The sequence below is a fragment of the Acetobacter orientalis genome (assembly GCF_000963965.1).
GTDB classification, from domain to species: Bacteria; Pseudomonadota; Alphaproteobacteria; order Acetobacterales; family Acetobacteraceae; genus Acetobacter; species Acetobacter orientalis.
Genome location: NZ_BAMX01000022.1, coordinates 132,975 through 149,633, shown reverse-complemented (window position 1 = coordinate 149,633; position 16,659 = coordinate 132,975). Strand labels below are relative to the sequence as shown.

14 protein-coding genes are annotated in these 16,659 nt (G+C 49.8%); 10 read left to right on the top strand and 4 right to left on the bottom strand.

Annotation, left to right across the window (positions count from 1 at the left end):
• Position 1: 1 nt before the first annotated feature.
• The 9 genes from ssuD to Abor_RS09160 all read left to right on the top strand — a co-directional run bounded on the left by ssuD (position 2) and on the right by Abor_RS09160 (position 11,969).
• Positions 2-1,168, top strand: a complete 1,167-nt coding sequence (ssuD, locus tag Abor_RS09200; RefSeq protein WP_048841558.1) for an FMNH2-dependent alkanesulfonate monooxygenase — start codon at positions 2-4, stop codon at positions 1,166-1,168.
• A 2-nt stretch (positions 1,169-1,170) separates the two neighbouring features.
• Positions 1,171-2,601, top strand: coding sequence for an FAD/NAD(P)-binding protein (locus Abor_RS09195; RefSeq protein ID WP_048841557.1), 1,431 nt, complete (start codon positions 1,171-1,173; stop codon positions 2,599-2,601).
• 123 nt (positions 2,602-2,724) lie between these two features.
• Positions 2,725-4,107 carry an LLM class flavin-dependent oxidoreductase gene (locus Abor_RS09190; RefSeq protein ID WP_084594467.1) on the top strand — a complete coding sequence of 461 codons (1,383 nt, stop codon included), beginning with the start codon at positions 2,725-2,727 and terminating at the stop codon, positions 4,105-4,107.
• A 16-nt stretch (positions 4,108-4,123) separates the two neighbouring features.
• Positions 4,124-5,380 carry an SfnB family sulfur acquisition oxidoreductase gene (locus Abor_RS09185; RefSeq protein ID WP_048841556.1) on the top strand — a complete coding sequence of 419 codons (1,257 nt, stop codon included), beginning with the start codon at positions 4,124-4,126 and terminating at the stop codon, positions 5,378-5,380.
• Positions 5,381-5,580: 200 nt separating this feature from the next.
• Positions 5,581-6,825 (top strand): acyl-CoA dehydrogenase family protein, encoded by a 1,245-nt coding sequence (locus Abor_RS09180; RefSeq protein WP_048841555.1) that lies wholly within the window; start codon positions 5,581-5,583, stop codon positions 6,823-6,825.
• Between the two features lie 26 nt (positions 6,826-6,851).
• Positions 6,852-8,513, top strand: coding sequence for an ABC transporter substrate-binding protein (locus Abor_RS09175; protein ID WP_048841554.1), 1,662 nt, complete (start codon positions 6,852-6,854; stop codon positions 8,511-8,513).
• Complete coding sequence (locus Abor_RS09170; RefSeq protein ID WP_084594466.1) at positions 8,510-9,466, top strand: ABC transporter permease; 957 nt, start codon at positions 8,510-8,512, stop codon at positions 9,464-9,466. Before Abor_RS09175 ends, Abor_RS09170 begins: the two co-directional genes overlap by 4 nt.
• Positions 9,463-10,329, top strand: coding sequence for an ABC transporter permease (locus Abor_RS09165; protein ID WP_048841552.1), 867 nt, complete (start codon positions 9,463-9,465; stop codon positions 10,327-10,329). Before Abor_RS09170 ends, Abor_RS09165 begins: the two co-directional genes overlap by 4 nt.
• A complete protein-coding gene (locus Abor_RS09160; protein ID WP_048841551.1) occupies positions 10,326-11,969 on the top strand; it encodes an ATP-binding cassette domain-containing protein in 1,644 nt (547 codons plus the stop codon). The genes Abor_RS09165 and Abor_RS09160 overlap by 4 nt, the downstream gene beginning before the upstream one ends.
• A 12-nt stretch (positions 11,970-11,981) precedes the next feature.
• Here the strand turns inward: Abor_RS09160 and Abor_RS09155 are convergent, their stop codons facing one another.
• Positions 11,982-13,133 carry an acyl-CoA dehydrogenase family protein gene (locus Abor_RS09155; protein ID WP_052946409.1) on the bottom strand — a complete coding sequence of 384 codons (1,152 nt, stop codon included), beginning with the start codon at positions 13,131-13,133 and terminating at the stop codon, positions 11,982-11,984.
• A gap of 184 nt (positions 13,134-13,317) precedes the next feature.
• On the opposite strand from Abor_RS09155, the gene Abor_RS09150 reads away from it, so the two are divergent.
• Positions 13,318-14,319 carry an aliphatic sulfonate ABC transporter substrate-binding protein gene (locus Abor_RS09150; protein ID WP_048841550.1) on the top strand — a complete coding sequence of 334 codons (1,002 nt, stop codon included), beginning with the start codon at positions 13,318-13,320 and terminating at the stop codon, positions 14,317-14,319.
• Here the strand turns inward: Abor_RS09150 and Abor_RS09145 are convergent.
• Genes Abor_RS09145 through Abor_RS09135 form a run of 3 tightly spaced genes read right to left on the bottom strand, consistent with a single transcriptional unit; the run spans position 14,316 to position 16,478 of the window.
• Positions 14,316-14,921 carry a nitroreductase family protein gene (locus tag Abor_RS09145; RefSeq protein ID WP_048841549.1) on the bottom strand — a complete coding sequence of 202 codons (606 nt, stop codon included), beginning with the start codon at positions 14,919-14,921 and terminating at the stop codon, positions 14,316-14,318. The genes Abor_RS09150 and Abor_RS09145 overlap by 4 nt on opposite strands.
• Positions 14,922-14,949: 28 nt before the next feature.
• Entirely contained in the window at positions 14,950-15,705 is a 756-nt protein-coding gene (locus Abor_RS09140; protein ID WP_084594465.1) for an ABC transporter ATP-binding protein, read from the bottom strand.
• Entirely contained in the window at positions 15,702-16,478 is a 777-nt protein-coding gene (locus tag Abor_RS09135) for an ABC transporter permease (RefSeq protein ID WP_048841548.1), read from the bottom strand. The genes Abor_RS09140 and Abor_RS09135 overlap by 4 nt, the downstream gene beginning before the upstream one ends.
• Positions 16,479-16,659 lie beyond the last annotated feature (181 nt).

The window sequence follows — 16,659 nt, the reverse complement described above, 5'->3', positions numbered from 1 at the left end:
CATGTCTTTTTCCATTCCTGATAAAATCAATGTTCTCTGGTTTCTGCCAACACATGGTGACAGCCGTTATCTCGGCACCCAGAAAGGCGGGCGTCCAGTAGATCTACCCTACCTACAGCAGGTAGCAAAAGCAGCAGACACTCTTGGGTATTATGGGGTACTAATCCCAACCGGCCGCAGTTGTGAAGATAGTTGGGTCGTGGCCTCAGCTCTCGCCCCTATTACAAAACAACTGCGCTATCTTATTGCAGTAAGGCCAGGGCTGCTCTCCCCAACACTTGCCGCACGGATGACCGCAACACTAGACCGCTTCTCGGAAGGGCGTTTATTAATCAATATTGTCACCGGGGGAGATCCGGCAGAAAACGCTGGTGACGGTTTTTTTGCTGACCACACAACACGGTATGAAATTACAGACGAATTTCTCGATATTTACCGAGCTCTTTTGCGTGGCGAGCATGTAAATTACGCAGGAAAGCACTTTAAAATAGACGATGGCCACGTTCTGTTTCCCTCTTTTCAGAACAATGGCCCGCCTCTCTATTTTGGTGGCTCGTCTGAAGCCGGAGCGAATGTGGCGGCCAAGCATATTGATAAATACCTGACATGGGGTGAACCACCGGCATTAGTCGCAGAAAAGATAAGCAAAGTACGTCACCTTGCTGAAAAACAAGGCCGTGAGGTCTCTTTTGGCATTCGCCTCCATGTCATTGTGAGAGAAACTGAGCGTGAAGCGTGGCAAGAAGCTGATCGGCTTATTAGCCATCTGAGTGATGAAACAATCTCAAAAGCGCAAAAAGTTTTCGCTCGTATGGATTCCGTAGGCCAAGCCCGAATGAGCGCACTGCATGGTGGAAAACGAGATAAACTGGAAATCAGCCCCAATTTATGGGCCGGGGTAGGCTTGGTACGTGGCGGTGCGGGAACCGCTCTGGTAGGCGACCCTGACACTGTTGCCGAGCGTATCGATGAATATCGTCGACTGGGTATAGATACCTTTATTTTCTCTGGCTATCCACATCTGGAAGAAGCTTATCAGTTTGGAGAACTCGTTCTACCGCTTCTGCCCACAGCACACCCAATCCGGGCAACATCTAACCTAAACAACATGGGGCCCTTTGGTGAAACCATTGCTGGTGATCATCGCCCCGGTTCGCACGCAGCCTGATTATGACGACCCAGCGCTCCAACATTGTCGCTATTATCGGCGGTGGCTTCAGTGGTGCCGCACTCGCGTGGCATCTCCTAAAGAAGCCGACTGTCCCGCTGAGCGTTCTCATTTTTGAACCTCGCGCTCTTTTGGGCAGCGGTGTCGCTTATAGTGCAGAAGATCCCAATCATCGTATCAATGTTCCCGCCAGCCGCATGAGCATTGATACAAAACACCCTCTTGATTTTCTGGAATGGCTGGCTGCAACCAGCGCAAGTCGTGAGGACAAAGGCGCTCACCGACCTGATGGCCAGATCTATCCAGCCCGCAAGGTTTTTGGGCACTATGTAGCCACCAAGCTTGCCCCCTTACTGGAGGCCCACCTCCTAACGCATATCCCTAGTCTGGTCACGGATGTACAAAAATTACCAACTGGAAAATGGATACTAACAACTTCGGGAGGGGAAACTTTTGAAGCCGATACACTTGTTATCGCAACCAGTCACCCTGCACCACAACTCCCCAAGCAACTTGTATCTTTTGAAGTGCCTCTGTCTGCTAAAACATATCCTATATTAATAGATGACCCTTGGAAATCTGACGCTCTCACGAGCATTAAACCAGAAGACAGGGTTCTGATTATTGGTACAGGTTTAAGCATGGCAGATACGGTTGCCAGTCTAATCGCCAACAAGCACAACGCACCTATTCTCGCCATTTCCCGACGGGGCCAAAGATCAAAAGGGCATAGCCCAACACCTGTTACAGCGACAGGAGATTTTTTATCTCCTCCTGCCGTTAGCGCCAAAGAGCTTCTGCAACGAATACGTCAAATCATTGCTGATAATCCGGATACGCCTTGGCAGGCGTTTCTGGATCGTGTTCGCGAGCAGGCCCCCCAAATTTGGGAACATCTTGGTCAAACCGAACGGCGTCGGCTTATTCGTCACTTACGTCCATTCTGGGATACGCATCGCTTCCGCATTTCTCCGCCTACCGAAAATATTGTTAATATGGCTATTCAAAAGGGTATTCTTCGAATTAAGGCTGCCCGTGTTCTCACAGTTGAGAAAGAAGGGAAAACCTTTCAGGTTACACTGCGCACTCGCTGTGGGCAGATAGAAAATCAGATTGTAGATGCCATTATATCTACAACTGGCCCAGCCCACATCAATATCCTGAGTTCACAACCCTTCTTAAAATCCCTTGTAAAAGAAGGGTATATCGAAATGGATTCCTCTGCACTGGGCTTACATGTCTCAGCAGATGGAAACGCACAGGTTGGTTCCCGAAAAGATATATCCCTCTTCGTTGCAGGGCCTTTAGCTCGCGGGCGTTTTGGTGAACTGATGGGACTGCCAGAAGTCACCCTATACGCTGAAAAGCTTGCTTGTACCATTCGCGCACAAGCCGCCATAACCGCACCAGACAACACCATTATTGCCTCCTGATATCCCATTTTTTCTTCCAGACATTGCATGAACGAGCTGTTTCATTCTGTCATGCGACCCGGCGGTAACTTCGGTGTGTTTGACAATATCTCTCTCAGTTTCAACTGAACAAGAAAGACGGAAATGACCGAAATACGCCTAAATGCTTTTGATATGAACTGCGTCTCTCATCAAGCCAGCGGGCTATGGCGGCACCCCCGTGACCGATCCGCAGAGTATCGCTCACTCCGATATTGGACGGATCTTGCTCGCACATTAGAACGCGGATTGTTTGACGCCCTCTTTCTTGCTGATGTTCTGGGCGTTTATGATGTCTATGGCCAAAGCCCAGATGCCGCTTTGCGCAACGGCGCTCAAATTCCGGTCAATGACCCCGCCATGCTACTCTCTGCTATGGCAAGCGTTACAGAGCATCTTGGCTTTGGCCTTACGGCAACCTTATCTTACGAGCACCCTTTTCCATTTGCGCGGCGTATGTCCACGCTCGATCACCTGACGGAAGGACGGATTGGCTGGAACATTGTAACAGGCTACCTGAACAGTGCAGCCAAAAGCACTGGCCACCAGGTACAAACCAAACATGACCAGCGTTACGCCATCGCTGATGATTATATGGACGTTGTCTATAAACTTTGGGAAAAAAGCTGGGATCAAGACGCCGTTTTACGTGACAAACAACGAGGCATTTTTACCGATCCCTCAAAAGTTCACCGTATTCAGCATGATGGCCCTTTTTTCTCATTAGATGCCATCCACCTTGCTGAACCCTCTCCCCAACGCACTCCTGTTCTTTTCCAAGCTGGTGCATCGGCACGCGGTCAACAATTTGCGGCAACACATGCTGAGTGTGTGTTTGTGGCTGGCCCTTCGCAGGACACTGTAGCCAAAACTGTTCGTTCTCTTCGGGCAGAGGCACAGCAGGCTGGCAGACCAAAGAATACGCCACTGGTTTTCTCTCTCCTCACTATTATTACAGCCCCCACGGAGGAAGAAGCTTTCGCGAAATATCATGACTACCAAAGCTACATTAGTGAAGAGGGAGCGCTTACTCTGCTGTCCGGGTGGACTGGTATCGATTTTTCTACATACAAACTAACAGACCCCATACGTCATATCCGAAATGATGCCATTCATTCCGCCATTGATTCTCTGACAGTCATGAACCCAGACAAAATCTGGACTGTAGGTGAACTGGCACGCCATGCAGCCATTGGTGGTATGGGGGTCACATTTGTCGGCAGCCCAACGCAAATTGTCGATCAAATGGAGCAATGGATCGATCAAACCGGTGTTGATGGTTTCAATCTGGCTTATGCCGTCGCGCCAGAAACATTTGAAGATATTGTCGATCTCATTGTACCCGAACTCCAACGACGTGGTCTTTATAAGCTCGCGTATCAACCCGGAACGCTTCGAAACAAGCTTTTTGGAGCAGGAGACCATCTTCCTGCCACTCATGCTGCCCGAAAAACTCACTTACCCTCCTCTTTAGCTTCAGCCCAATAATATCAGGTGTTCTGTTATGTCTTTATCTAATCCGTTTATTGTGGGTTCAGGCTTACCCGTTCCACCACCGCTCTGGCCCCGCGCTATACCAACAGCTCGCATAGAAACTGATGCAGATGCTCTGCGTATCGCGCAGGATTTAGCCGTCCACCTGAAACAAAATGCTGCTGCAAGGGAGCAATCTAATGTGTTCCCACTTGAAGAGCTGGATTTGTATTCTACCTCCGGCCTTTGGGGCATTACAGTACCGCGCTCCCATGGCGGTGCAGGCGTGTCCTACTCCACACTCGGCAAGGTGGTGCAAACAATTGCTGCGGCAGACGGCGCTTTGGCACAGATAGCCCAAAACCACTGGGCTGCGGTTGCTGTCATTACTTCATGCGGCACCGACAGTCAGAAAGAGGAATTATTTGGCCTCATTCTTGAAGGAAAACGTTGCGGAAATGCTTTTTCTGAACGCGGGAACAAGACACTAACCGATCTCAAGACACAACTTGTGCGGGAGGGAGAGCATGTCATCATAACCGGTAAAAAATATTACTGCACCGGTGCGTTGGCAGCAGATTTGGTGCCGATTGTAGCCGTTGATGATCAGGGAGTAGCCTGGCTAGCCATAGCAGACCGAGATACACAAGGACTGACAGTATTAAATGACTGGTCAGCCTTTGGTCAGCGCCAAACAGGCAGCGGCACGGTTCTTCTTGAAAATGTGAGAGTGCCACTGACGCGGGTACTCCCTGCATGGAAAGCCTACCTTCCTGAAAATCCTCGCCCAGATAGTGCAATCTCGCAGTTTATTCAGGCCAGTATTGATGGCGGGATAGCCCAGGGAGCTCTTGAAGACACTATCTCTTTTGTAAAAACCCGCACACGCGCATGGATAGATAGCCATCAGGATCATGCATACGAAGACCCTTACACACGCCATATTTTGGGCGGTTTGTTCGCCCGCCTCAGCGCATGCCGTGCCTTACTGGATGTAGCAGGGCAGACAATTGATACAGCCGTTGCGCGCCCTACACCTACCTCTGTCGCGGCAGCCCAGATTGCAACAGCTGAGGCAAAAATTTTCACAACAGAATTAGCATTAGACGCCACAAACAAATTGTTTGAACTTGCGGGCACCGCCGCGACAGACACACGCTATAATCTGGATCGCTACTGGCGCAACGCCCGAACCCATACATTACACGATCCTGTTCGGTGGAAATATGCAATAGTAGGAGATTACTATCTTAACGGTACATTTCCGCCGCTTCACGCATGGAGCTAATGCCATAATTTTACCTTTTGAAAATAAAGACTTTTAACCACGCATAGGGCCTAGACCATCACAACCTCTCTTTCCACACGTCATCTTTTGAATCATTTCCGTATATTATAGTGGAATTTTGTTGACTGAAAAATAAACACGATAGAATATAATTATATAATTATTCTTCGTGTTTATTTCGTTATATAGCGAGTCTTACTATGAGCCAGTCCACGCTTTCCACCCCCTCCGCCCCCAACCGTTTTCAGGCTGTGTTTGACCAGATTGCTAACGGCGCGATAGAGCGCGAGCAAAATCGTATTCTGCCTTACGATGCGGTAGATGCTCTGCGCCAAAGTGGTTTTACCGCCGTCCGTATTCCTCAAAAATTGGGGGGCGAGAATTTATCTTTACGGGAAACATTTCGCCTTCTGGTGAAACTAGCCGCAGCAGATTCAAATCTTCCCCAAATTATAAGGGCGCATTTCGCTTTTGTTGAAGGGGAACGCCAACGCCTAACCGAAACCGGCGCTGAGGCCTCAGCCGGAAAATGGCTTGAAACAATTCATGCAGGTGCGGTTTTTGGCGCAGCTATGGCCGAGTTAGGCAAAGCAGCTGAAACCAACACTACTCTGACCCCAAAAGACGATAAGTGGTTTTTGAACGGTACCAAATATTATTCTACCGGTAGCCTTTATGCTGACTGGATTGCAGTTGTCGCTGTGCATGATGATAAACGCTACCGTGTCGCTGTACCCACCACCGCAGCAGGTGTTACCCGCCTGGATGACTGGGACGGTTTTGGCCAGCGCCTAACGGGCAGCGGTACAACTATTTTTGATAATGTTGAACTCTCAAAAGATCAGATTTATCATGTCCTTCCAAAAGACGCCTCGCCTATAGATCGGTTTTTTACTGCATTTTATCAAAACTTCCATCTGGCTACGCTCGCCGGTATTGCGCAGGCAGCCCTGCACGAAACCATAGAGTTTGTGCGCCCCCGCACGCGTGTCTTCGGGGTGCCGGGGCAATCTTTTCAACGTGAAGACCCGCTTGTGCAAACAGTGATCGGTCGTCTTTCCAGTCTGGCATTTGCGGCAGAAACACTGGTTGATCGGGTTTCTACAACGCTTGAACAAGCATCTCTGCTGCGAGAACAAGGGCTGCCAGATACAGTCTCTCAACAGGCTGAACTAGAAGCCTTTAAAGCGCAGCAAATTATTATTCCTTTAGTGCTTGATGCAACCACCAGCTTGTTTGAAGTGGGCGGCGCTTCCGCTAGTTCAGAAAAACGGAGACTGGACAGATTCTGGCGCAATGCACGGGTTCTAGCGTCCCATAATCCAGCCATTCAGCGTGCCCGCGAACTAGGAGACTGGGAACTAAATGGCACCCCCTTAGATTCCGGCTGGACCCGCAAAGCAGATGCGGAAGCAAAAAATACCCCTCATTTTGCACCAGCCTGACCACTTTACTGACTGGTTAAACATCCATGCCCACCAGACACACGGCCACATACACACGCAACGCATACTCCCTCAGCGCTCTGCTGGTAGCCCTGTGTCTGCCTTTGGCTGCATGTCATAAAAACAAACATAAACAGGGTGCCACACTTCCCGTTTCAGGCGGCACTCTGATCTATGCAACAGACCGTGAACCTGTCTGCCTAGACCCGCATGTTCAAGGCGACATGCCGCAGGTTTTTGTAGCACAGCAATATCTTGATTCACTTGTCTCAATGGACAAATCTGGCGGTATTCACCCGTGGCTGGCGTCCAGTTGGGATATTTCACCAGATGGACTGACCTACACATTCCATTTGCGGTCTGACGTTACCTTTACAGATGGCACACCTTTCACGGCAGATGCCGTGAAAGCCAACCTTGACCATATGGCTAATCCAGCTACGCAATCCAGCACGGCAGGTGGTTATATTCGTCAGTATCATTCAACCGATGTTATTGATGCACATACTGCCGTCGTCCACCTTAGCCGCCCTTATGCCGCATTTTTGGAAGTTCTGGCGCAAGGCTTTCTGGGCATTGAATCACCAAAAGCTCTGGCCCGCCCGCGAGATATGAACTGTCAGGCACCTGTAGGCTCGGGGCCATTTCGTATTGTCCGCTGGGATAGACAGAACAAAATCCTCCTTGAACGAAACCCGGCTTATCACTGGGCTCCTCCCTATGCCTTGCACAATGGGCCAGCCTATTTAAACCGTATCGAGTGGCGCTTTATCCCTGAGCCTTCTGCCCGCTTTGCAGCCCTGCAAGCAGCAGAGGTTGATGCCATTGACAGCCTACCCCCCGAAGCACAAACGCCCGCTCAGCATAATGCTGATCTTTGGCTTTTAATGGCAGATCGCCCTGGCAACCCAACCAATGGCACTCTTAACATACGACGAGCGCCATTTAATGACGTGCGATTACGAGAAGCTTTCCTACGGTCTGCAGACATAGACGGCGCACTCGGAAGCGTTTTTTTTCATCATTATCGCCGTGCAGGTGGCCCACTTACCTCCACAACGCCTTTTTATTCCCCCGACTTTGAACACGCGGCAGACTATGCCCCACAAACGGCAAATGTGCTGCTTGACCAAGCAGGATGGAGCACCAAAGACACAGATGGTATCCGTACCAAAAATGGCCAGCGTTTAACTGTTCATATTCCCCTCCGATCCTCGCTTTCAAATTCTGAGCGCACATTGTGGGAACAGGTTCAAGCCACAGCACGAGAGACTGGCTTTGATGTGTTGCTAGAAAATGCCGACGATACCTCCGTCAACACCCGCGAAGGCAAATGGGACTATGACGTTCGGATTGGTTATTGGAACACAAATACCGCCGATGTTCTGCGTATTGTCTTTTCTTCTGAATTTCTTGATGCGGCCGGAATTTCAGGACACCACCAAAATGAATCCGGTTTCAGCAATCCTTATTTTGACAAAATTATCAATGACGCACTTTTAACAACCGATCCTGAACAACGCAGGGCCCTCTATTATCAAGCCCAGAAAATTGTTTCTGCTGCGTTTCTTCAGATCACAACTTTCCCCCAGACAACACGGCTAGCCGTTTCCAAACGTGCACATGATATACGGCTGGAACCTGCGCTGAATGTCACAACATTATACGATGCATGGGTAGAACAATGATCCTGCTCCCCAATACCTCATTTATTATTCTGAAAAAATTCATACTCCGTGTTGGCGGAGCCTGTCTGGTTCTCTTTGCCGCAACAACGTTGACCTTCATTACGTTACAGCTTGCTCCGGGTGACCCTGTTACAGCCATTTTGGGGGGCTCCGCCAATCCAACGCCTGAAACTATAAAAGAAATTCGTACGGAATATGGATTGGACAAACGCCTTATAGTGCAATATGCGCTCCATATCTGGCATGTACTATCAGGTCATCTCGGTTCCTCATTCTCTCAGCATATGCCGGTTAAAGATGTTCTCTGGCAGCAGGCTCCTCCCACTCTCAAGCTCATGCTCTCCTCCCTCCTTCTGGCATGGGGTTTCGCTATTTTATCCGTGACACTGTCTGCCAAAAAACCACTTTTTGATTCCGCATTTTCTTCTCTTGAAACTTTTTTTGCCGGGCTCCCTCAGTTTTGGATTGGTATTATTCTGCTCTGGCTCTTTGCTTACCAACTCGGCCTGTTGCCTCCTGCAGGCACACATGGTTTTTCATCACTCATACTCCCTTCCCTCTCCCTAGCCATTCCCTTGGGTGGCTTTCTCGCGCAGGTAATGCGGGAATCTTTTAAAACGACACTTGACCAACCCTTTGTTCTCACCGCCCGCGCCAGAGGCCTCTCTGACACTGCTGTCCGGTTTCGGCATGTTTTACGTCATGCTCTCCTACCGGGCGTCAGTTTATCAACATGGGCTATCGGTGCGCTTGTCGGAAATGCTGTTGCTGTTGAATTCATTTTTTCGCGGCAAGGTTTAGGGCGTCAACTTTTTCTGGCCGTTAGCATGCATGACATGCCTTTGGTAACAGGCATAATTCTCTTTATCTCCGTTATTTATGTCATCGCATCCTTTCTGGCCGATACTCTTTACGTGATCATCGATCCGCGCATTCAGGAGGCAAGAGCATGAGCGCAACCAACTCTCTCCCGCTGTCCTTAAAACCCTCTCCACGGCTATGGCTGCCGGGTAGCCAACATATCGGGCTTACCTTAGCGTTTCTCTACTTAACTATTCTCATTCTTGCCGCTATTGCCCCACATTTTCTCACGCATGGCAACCCTTATGGTATTGCGCCGCGCGAGGCATTTACCGCGCCCTGCTGGCAGCACCCACTTGGCACAGATCAATCTGGGCGCGATATGTGGACACGCCTTATCTTCGGGGCGCGCAGTTCTCTGGTTATTGGCATAGGCTCCATTCTACTTGCTCTCTGCGTAGCGTTAAGTCTGGCAATCCCCGGTGCCTTTGGCGGCCCATTTGCTGAACAATGTGTTAAATGGGTTTTCGAAATCCTTTTTTCATTTCCAACTGTTGTCCTTGCCCTTTTGCTAACGGCCCTTTTCTCTTCCGGCACATTTCCTCTTATTGTCGCGGTCGGTATTGGCGCGGCTCCGGGGTATGGACGGATGCTTTTCGGACAGTTTCTAACAATCCGCCATGCCGGTTTTATTGAAGCGGCCCGCTCACTCGGCCATTCTCCTGCACAAATTTTAACACGTCACTTAATTCCCAATGCCTTTCGGCCATTGCTTATTGCTGGCGCAATGGGGATTGGGCAGACCATTATATGGGCATCATCCCTCTCCTTCCTTGGGCTTGGCGCACCACCTCCCGCCGCAGAGTGGGGTACCATGTTGGCTATGGGCCGCGACTATATTGCCGAAGCATGGTGGATCACGTTCTTCCCTGGCGTTGCTATTGTTCTCACCATGCTGGCAACAACCACCTTGGGGCGCTTCCTGAAAAATCGCTTTGAGACCACCACGTCATGAACACATTTTCTAGCGCACCTCAGTCTGGGCTAAGTGTAAAAAACCTGTCTGTAAAATTTGCTACGGGTGGTGTCACGCATACAGCCGTGCATTCTCTTTCCTTTTCCCTCACCTCAGGAGAAATTGTCGCGCTTGTTGGTGAGTCGGGCTCAGGTAAAACCGTTACTGCGCGTGCATTACTAGGTCTTTTAGGGTCTAACGCCCAGACTTCAGCCGACCAGCTCTCTCTGAACGGGCAATCTCTGCTGGCAAATACAGAACAGCAATGGCGCAAAATACGCGGTGCAGAAATCGGCTTTATTTTGCAAGATGCACTGGTAGCACTCGACCCTTTACGCTCCGTTGGCGCAGAAATTAACGAAGCCCTGACAGCCCATAAATGGGGCACCAAAAATACACGCAACGAGCATGTGTTACAGTTACTAACGCAGGCTGGCATTCCCTTGGCAAAAGAGCGTATTCACCTTCGTGCAGATCAGCTTTCGGGTGGCCTACGCCAACGCGCGCTGATTGCCAACGCACTTGCCATGAACCCACCTTTTTTGATTGCAGATGAACCCACAACGGCCCTAGACCCTTCCGTTCAAGTGCAGATTCTGGAACTGCTCAAACAATTACGCACAGCGGGGCATGGTATTCTGATCATTAGTCATGACCTTGGTTTTGTCTCTAGACTGGCAGACCGCGTGATTGTTATGCATCATGGGCATATGGTGGAAGAAGGCCGAACAGCAGACCTTCTTTGTGCTCCCCAACATTCCTACACCCGCAGGTTGCTTGACGCTGAACCGGGAAGAAGACCTCCTCGCCCGGCAGTACCCATCAACCCAACCACCTTACCGCTGCTTGAAGCACATAATTTGTCGTTCTCAGTCAAACAAAAGAATGGCACCAGAAAATACATCGTGCAGGATATCAGCCTTTCTCTTTTTCCCGGTCGAACTTTGGCTGTGATCGGGGAGTCAGGGTCAGGTAAAACCTCTACGGCTCGTATGATTATGGGGTTTCAGAAACCAGAAACAGGGTTCATAGATTTTTTAGGGGAGCCTTGGTCTCGGTCAGAGAAAACGGGTATAACAGAAGCTTCTCGCCGTAGCCGACGGCCCAGATTGGCTGCCATCTATCAAGACCCTCTCAGTTCGTTTGACCCCCGGTGGACGGTGCAGACTATTCTGGATGATGCTCTTTCTGTTATCCATGTTCCAAAAACAGAAAGGCTATCTCGTAGTCTTGCACTTCTGGATTTAGTACGCTTGCCCAGCACCCTACTAGGCAAAAACCCTCTGCACCTTTCTGGCGGGCAAAGGCAGCGTATCGCCATAGCACGCGCCTTGGCGGTAGAGCCTTCTGTTATTCTCTGTGATGAGCCTGTCTCTGCACTGGATGTTTCCGTACAGGCGCAAATTCTTGATCTGTTGGGTACTCTTCAAAAGCGCCTTCATCTTTCCTACTTGTTCATTTCTCACGATTTGAATGTGGTAAGAAACATCGCAGATGACCTCATTGTCATGCAAGCGGGGCGGATTATTGAAAGAGGCTCTGCCCAAGACATCCTGCTGCATCCACGCCATCCGTTTACACAACAGTTGGTTGCCGCTGCTCAGTTTATAGGAGATGCAACTGGAGAGCACTTTTCCTAAACAATATGGGGTTTAAACACCTAGGGCCTGCCGCCCTGCCTTGGTGCGCAAAAGCTCAGCATGGGGGGCGTGTATACGCCCACATAAAGCATCCCGATGGCAACGCTCCAAATCATTTCGAGCAGAAAGACCTGCATTTCCCGCTATAGCTAACAAAGACTGTGTTAAACCTGCGGCACCATCAACCGTCTGTATCTTAACCAAAGCAGCTTCTTTTTGAATACGGTCTTGATCTTTAAACGCCACGGCTTCTGCAAAAGACCGTAAAATAATTTGGTTTAGATCAAGCGCTATTCGTATTTCACCGATCACATTCTGCATAGCCGGAAGAGTTGCAAGAGAGGCGCCCAGATTGGATGGCTTACGCTCTTTAAGAAAATTTTCGGTCCAACCAACGGCTGTCCGCACAATACCATCATAAAGTGCCCCCAGAAGCCCCTGGTTCCACATGGCCAGCACTTTACCAAAATGAGATGCCTGCCCAGCTTTCTCCCTAAAAATGAGATGATCATTCGGTACAAAAACGTCCGTTAGCGTCACCTCATGGCTGGCCGAGGCACGCATACCAACATGATCCCATGTCGAAAGAACGGTCATACCGGAAGCCTGTTGTGGTAGTAAAAAAAAGCAAATTTCCGGTTCTGGGCTTTCTGTTCTGGCCCGCACCAACAACCAAGAAAGTACAGGTATACCTGTTACGTAAGCTTTACGGCCAGTCAGGTACCATCCCTGAGCAGTTTTTTGCGCTACCGTTCCCGGCAGACCACCTCGTGATGCCGAGCCCTGGTCAGGCTCAGCCAGCAACGCATTGATCAATTTACCTGCCATCGCCTCTCTTCCCTGAAGCGGAACAGGATAAGATGGTAATGAGCGCAATTCAGCATGCACCATATAATGGTTTACCAAAACAAGAGCAGCGACAGGGTCAGCCTGCGCAATAGTGCCGATCAACGCCTGAGCCGTTGCAAGGTCGCATTCTGCCCCCCCTTGTGAACGCGGCAATACGAGATCCAGCACTCCGCATTGAGCAAGAAGCTGCATTGTTTCAAAAGGGAAAATGGCAGTTCGGTCTGCTTCTCTCGCCCTGATTTTCAGTTCAGGAAGTATGTCAGATAGTCTTTTTTGAAAACCTGCACTCTGCTCGTCTCTATCCTGCACCATCATAAAGATCGTCTTTCCTTGACCCTACACTCTTTTATTCAACTAATTATTTTAGTTATTTAATATTTTATCCGAATTTAATAGAGAATAAAAGGAATACCCGCTCTGTCGTTAGATAAGCGACCTACCTGCATCGTGATGAAAAAAAGAAGCCCTATAAAATAAAAATCGGAAAGGATATTTCTGCATGTCACGCTCCCCTAACCTTCCCCCCCACACTCTCTTTACATCGAAACTCCGCCGCCGGTCGTTTCTTACCGCAGCACTCGCTGTTACAGCAGGCCCAACACTGGTCGTGCCCCAGCACAGCTTGGCTCAGAGTGCTGATAAAACGCTTCATATTGGCTATCAGCGGTATGGAACCCTCATTATCCTCAAACAGTCAGGGTTGCTCGAACATGCCCTCTCTTCTGCAGGGTGGAATGTGAAATGGTCTGAATTTATTGCAGGGCCACAAATGCTACAGGGCTTAGCTGCCAACGCTATTGATATTGCAGAAACAGGTGATGCCCCTCCCATCTTTGCACAGTCCAACTGGCCAGACAGATTGGTCTATATCGGGCACAGCGGCCCTGCCCCCTTAGGCGAAGGCATATTGGTTCAAAAAGACGGACAGGTAAAAACGCTTGCAGATCTAAAAGGTAAAAAAGTCGCTTTCAATAAAGGCTCAAATGTCCATTATCTACTCCTGAACGCCCTCTCTCACGCTGCCTTAACACCTGCCGATATTCATGCTGTTAACCTCACCCCCGCTGCGGCACGAGCCGCCTTTGAAACCGGTCAGATTGATGCATGGGCCATTTGGGATCCTTATCTTGCCGCAGGTGAGGCCCTTCCTTCAGCCAGACTTCTAGCCAATGCCGAAAATCTGTCTCCCAATCGGCAATTCTTGCTCTCCACCCGTACTTTTGCAGAACAAAATCCTGATACTGTAAGACGCATTATTACAGTCCTTTCTGGTCTGAAACCATGGGCAACACAGAATCAAAACACTCTGGTTCACACGCTGGCCGCTAGCACAGGTCTTGAGGCAGGCGTTATTCAAACAGCGCTCTCACGCCTTTCACTCGACATTGACTTCATGGACACGCAAACACAGGCCGAACAGCAAAAAGCTGCCGACCTGCTGGCCCAAAACGCCCTTATACCGCATAGCCTCCAAGTGCAGGACGTAATTTGGAAAAGTTAATCCTCGCGCACCGGAAAACGCCCTTCAAACGCCAGTTCCGACAAAGGCCGGCGGCCAGAAGGGGTTTCCTTTCCTTGTAAGGCTTCCGGCAGGTAGCTCTTATCGCGTTGCTGACCAATCACAAGTGCTGCATGCAGCGCATAATCTTCCGGCAATTCCAGCCCGGCACGCGCCAACGCATGATCAAACCCGCTAATAGGGTGTGTTGCCCACCCTGCATGAGAAGCCTCTAGCTGAATCAGAACCGCTGCAGCACCGGCATCAAACGCATGCGTAGGTGCGGGAACCGGCTCTCCGGTGCTATTGGAAAATGTGACTGTTTGAGACGCAATAAAGACCAGGGCAGACGCATGTTGTGCCCATGCCTGATTAAACGGAATAAGCCATGAGAGAAAACGCTCCCAATCTGGCGTATCCCGTCTGGCATAGAGAAAGCGCCATGGTTGGCCGTTATAAGCTGATGGCGCCCAGCGTCCAGCCTCCAGAAAAGCCACCAAATTTTCATGAGATATCGGAGCAGGCGCAAAAGAACGAGGAGACCAGCGATCTGCTATAAAAGAGCTGGCAGAGGTGTCGGTTGAACGTTCTGGTGCTTTGGTCATATCGTTTTCTCCCTTTCAAAAATAGAAATTATTCGCTGTCATGCACGCCTAAGGCATGCAACAGTTCGCATCGTAACCCCTCAAACACAGGGTCAGCATGCCGACGGGGGCGCGACAGAGGAACTGGAAGATCAATCTTGATCCGCCCGTTTTCCAACACTAATACCCGATCCGCTAAAATCAGGGCCTCATCTACATCATGGGTTACTAGCAAAGTGGTGCACTGGTGTTTTCGCCATAATGTTAAAACAAGTGCCTGCATCTGAATGCGGGTCAACGCATCCAACGCGGCAAAAGGCTCATCCAACATCAGAAAAGAGGGGTCACGCACAAGCGCACGTGCCAAAGCCACTCTTTGCGCTTCGCCGCCAGAAAGAGTAAGCGGCCATGCTTCAACCCGATGCTCCAAACCAACTTCTGCCAAAACGCTCAGTGCTCGTTGTTTTGCTGCAGGCCCTTTTTGTCCCAAAACCACATTTTGCCAGACACGCCGCCATGGCAGCAGACGACTTTCCTGAAATACGACTGAAACTGCCGCGGGTCGGAGCACCTCTCCACACTCGACCGGATCCAGCCCAGCTAACGTGCGTAATAAGGTAGACTTGCCAGAGCCACTACGGCCCAACAACACAACAAATTCTCCCGCCGGAATAGTCAAAGATAAATGATCCAACACGGGAGGGCCGCCAGAAAATTGACGGCTTAAATTGGTAATACGCACATCGGCTGCTTCCCTTACCAACGGGCGCAGCCCCTCTTCTCCGTTTGAAATAATATGGTTCATACGCGCGTACCGCCCTGCCTTTGCCACACCAGCAACCAACGCTCCGCAGTCCTTACAAGTCGGTCAGAAATCAATCCCAGCAAGCCGTAAACTATCAAGCCAACCAAAATAATATCAGTTCGTAAAAAATCTTCCGCATCCATCATCATATGGCCAATGCCACTTTCTGCATTCACCTGTTCGGCCACGACAAGCATCAGCCATGCAATACCAAACGCGTAACGCACACCTAGTAATAGGTCTGGCAACGCACCCGGTAAAATAACATCCCTAATGGTCTGAGCACGAGAAAGACCAAGTGTACGGGCCACCTCCAAAAGCTTAGGATCAATATTCCGAATCCCTTTATGTAAATTAAGATAAATTGGAAAAAGTGCTCCCAAAAACACCAATAGAATTTTTGGCTCTTCCCCAATACCGAACCATAAGATGAAAAGAGGAGCCAGCGCCAACGCCGGAAGGGTACGGAGAATTTGAAGGGGAGCATCAATGATGTCCTCCCCCCATCTGGACAACCCAGAAAGCAGCGCCAACGTTACCCCGACTATGAGAGCAAGACTAAAACCAAAACTCACCCGCTCAAGAGAGACCAGCAGATTGGTGAGCAACGAGCCATCCTTAATCAATCCCCACAGAGTACGGCTAAGCTGAACCGGAGAAGGCAATATTCGCGCAGAAATGAGACCGCATGCACTCGCTACCTGCCAACCAGCGACAAGAAGAACCGGAGAAAGAAGCCTCCGACCTTCTCTCAGATAAAACCTCGCTGTCATCCCCAGACTGCCTTAGCTAATCGAACTCTCAAACCTGCTCTCCAACCTAAAACGGTCTTTCTAGTGTCAGCACCAGACTGGCTAACACCCCTCAATTTCACATATATCGTGCTTTTTATATATAACTTATTTTTTACGTAATTCGTTCTTGTCTAAATATAAACGTATGGCTCTCCTCATT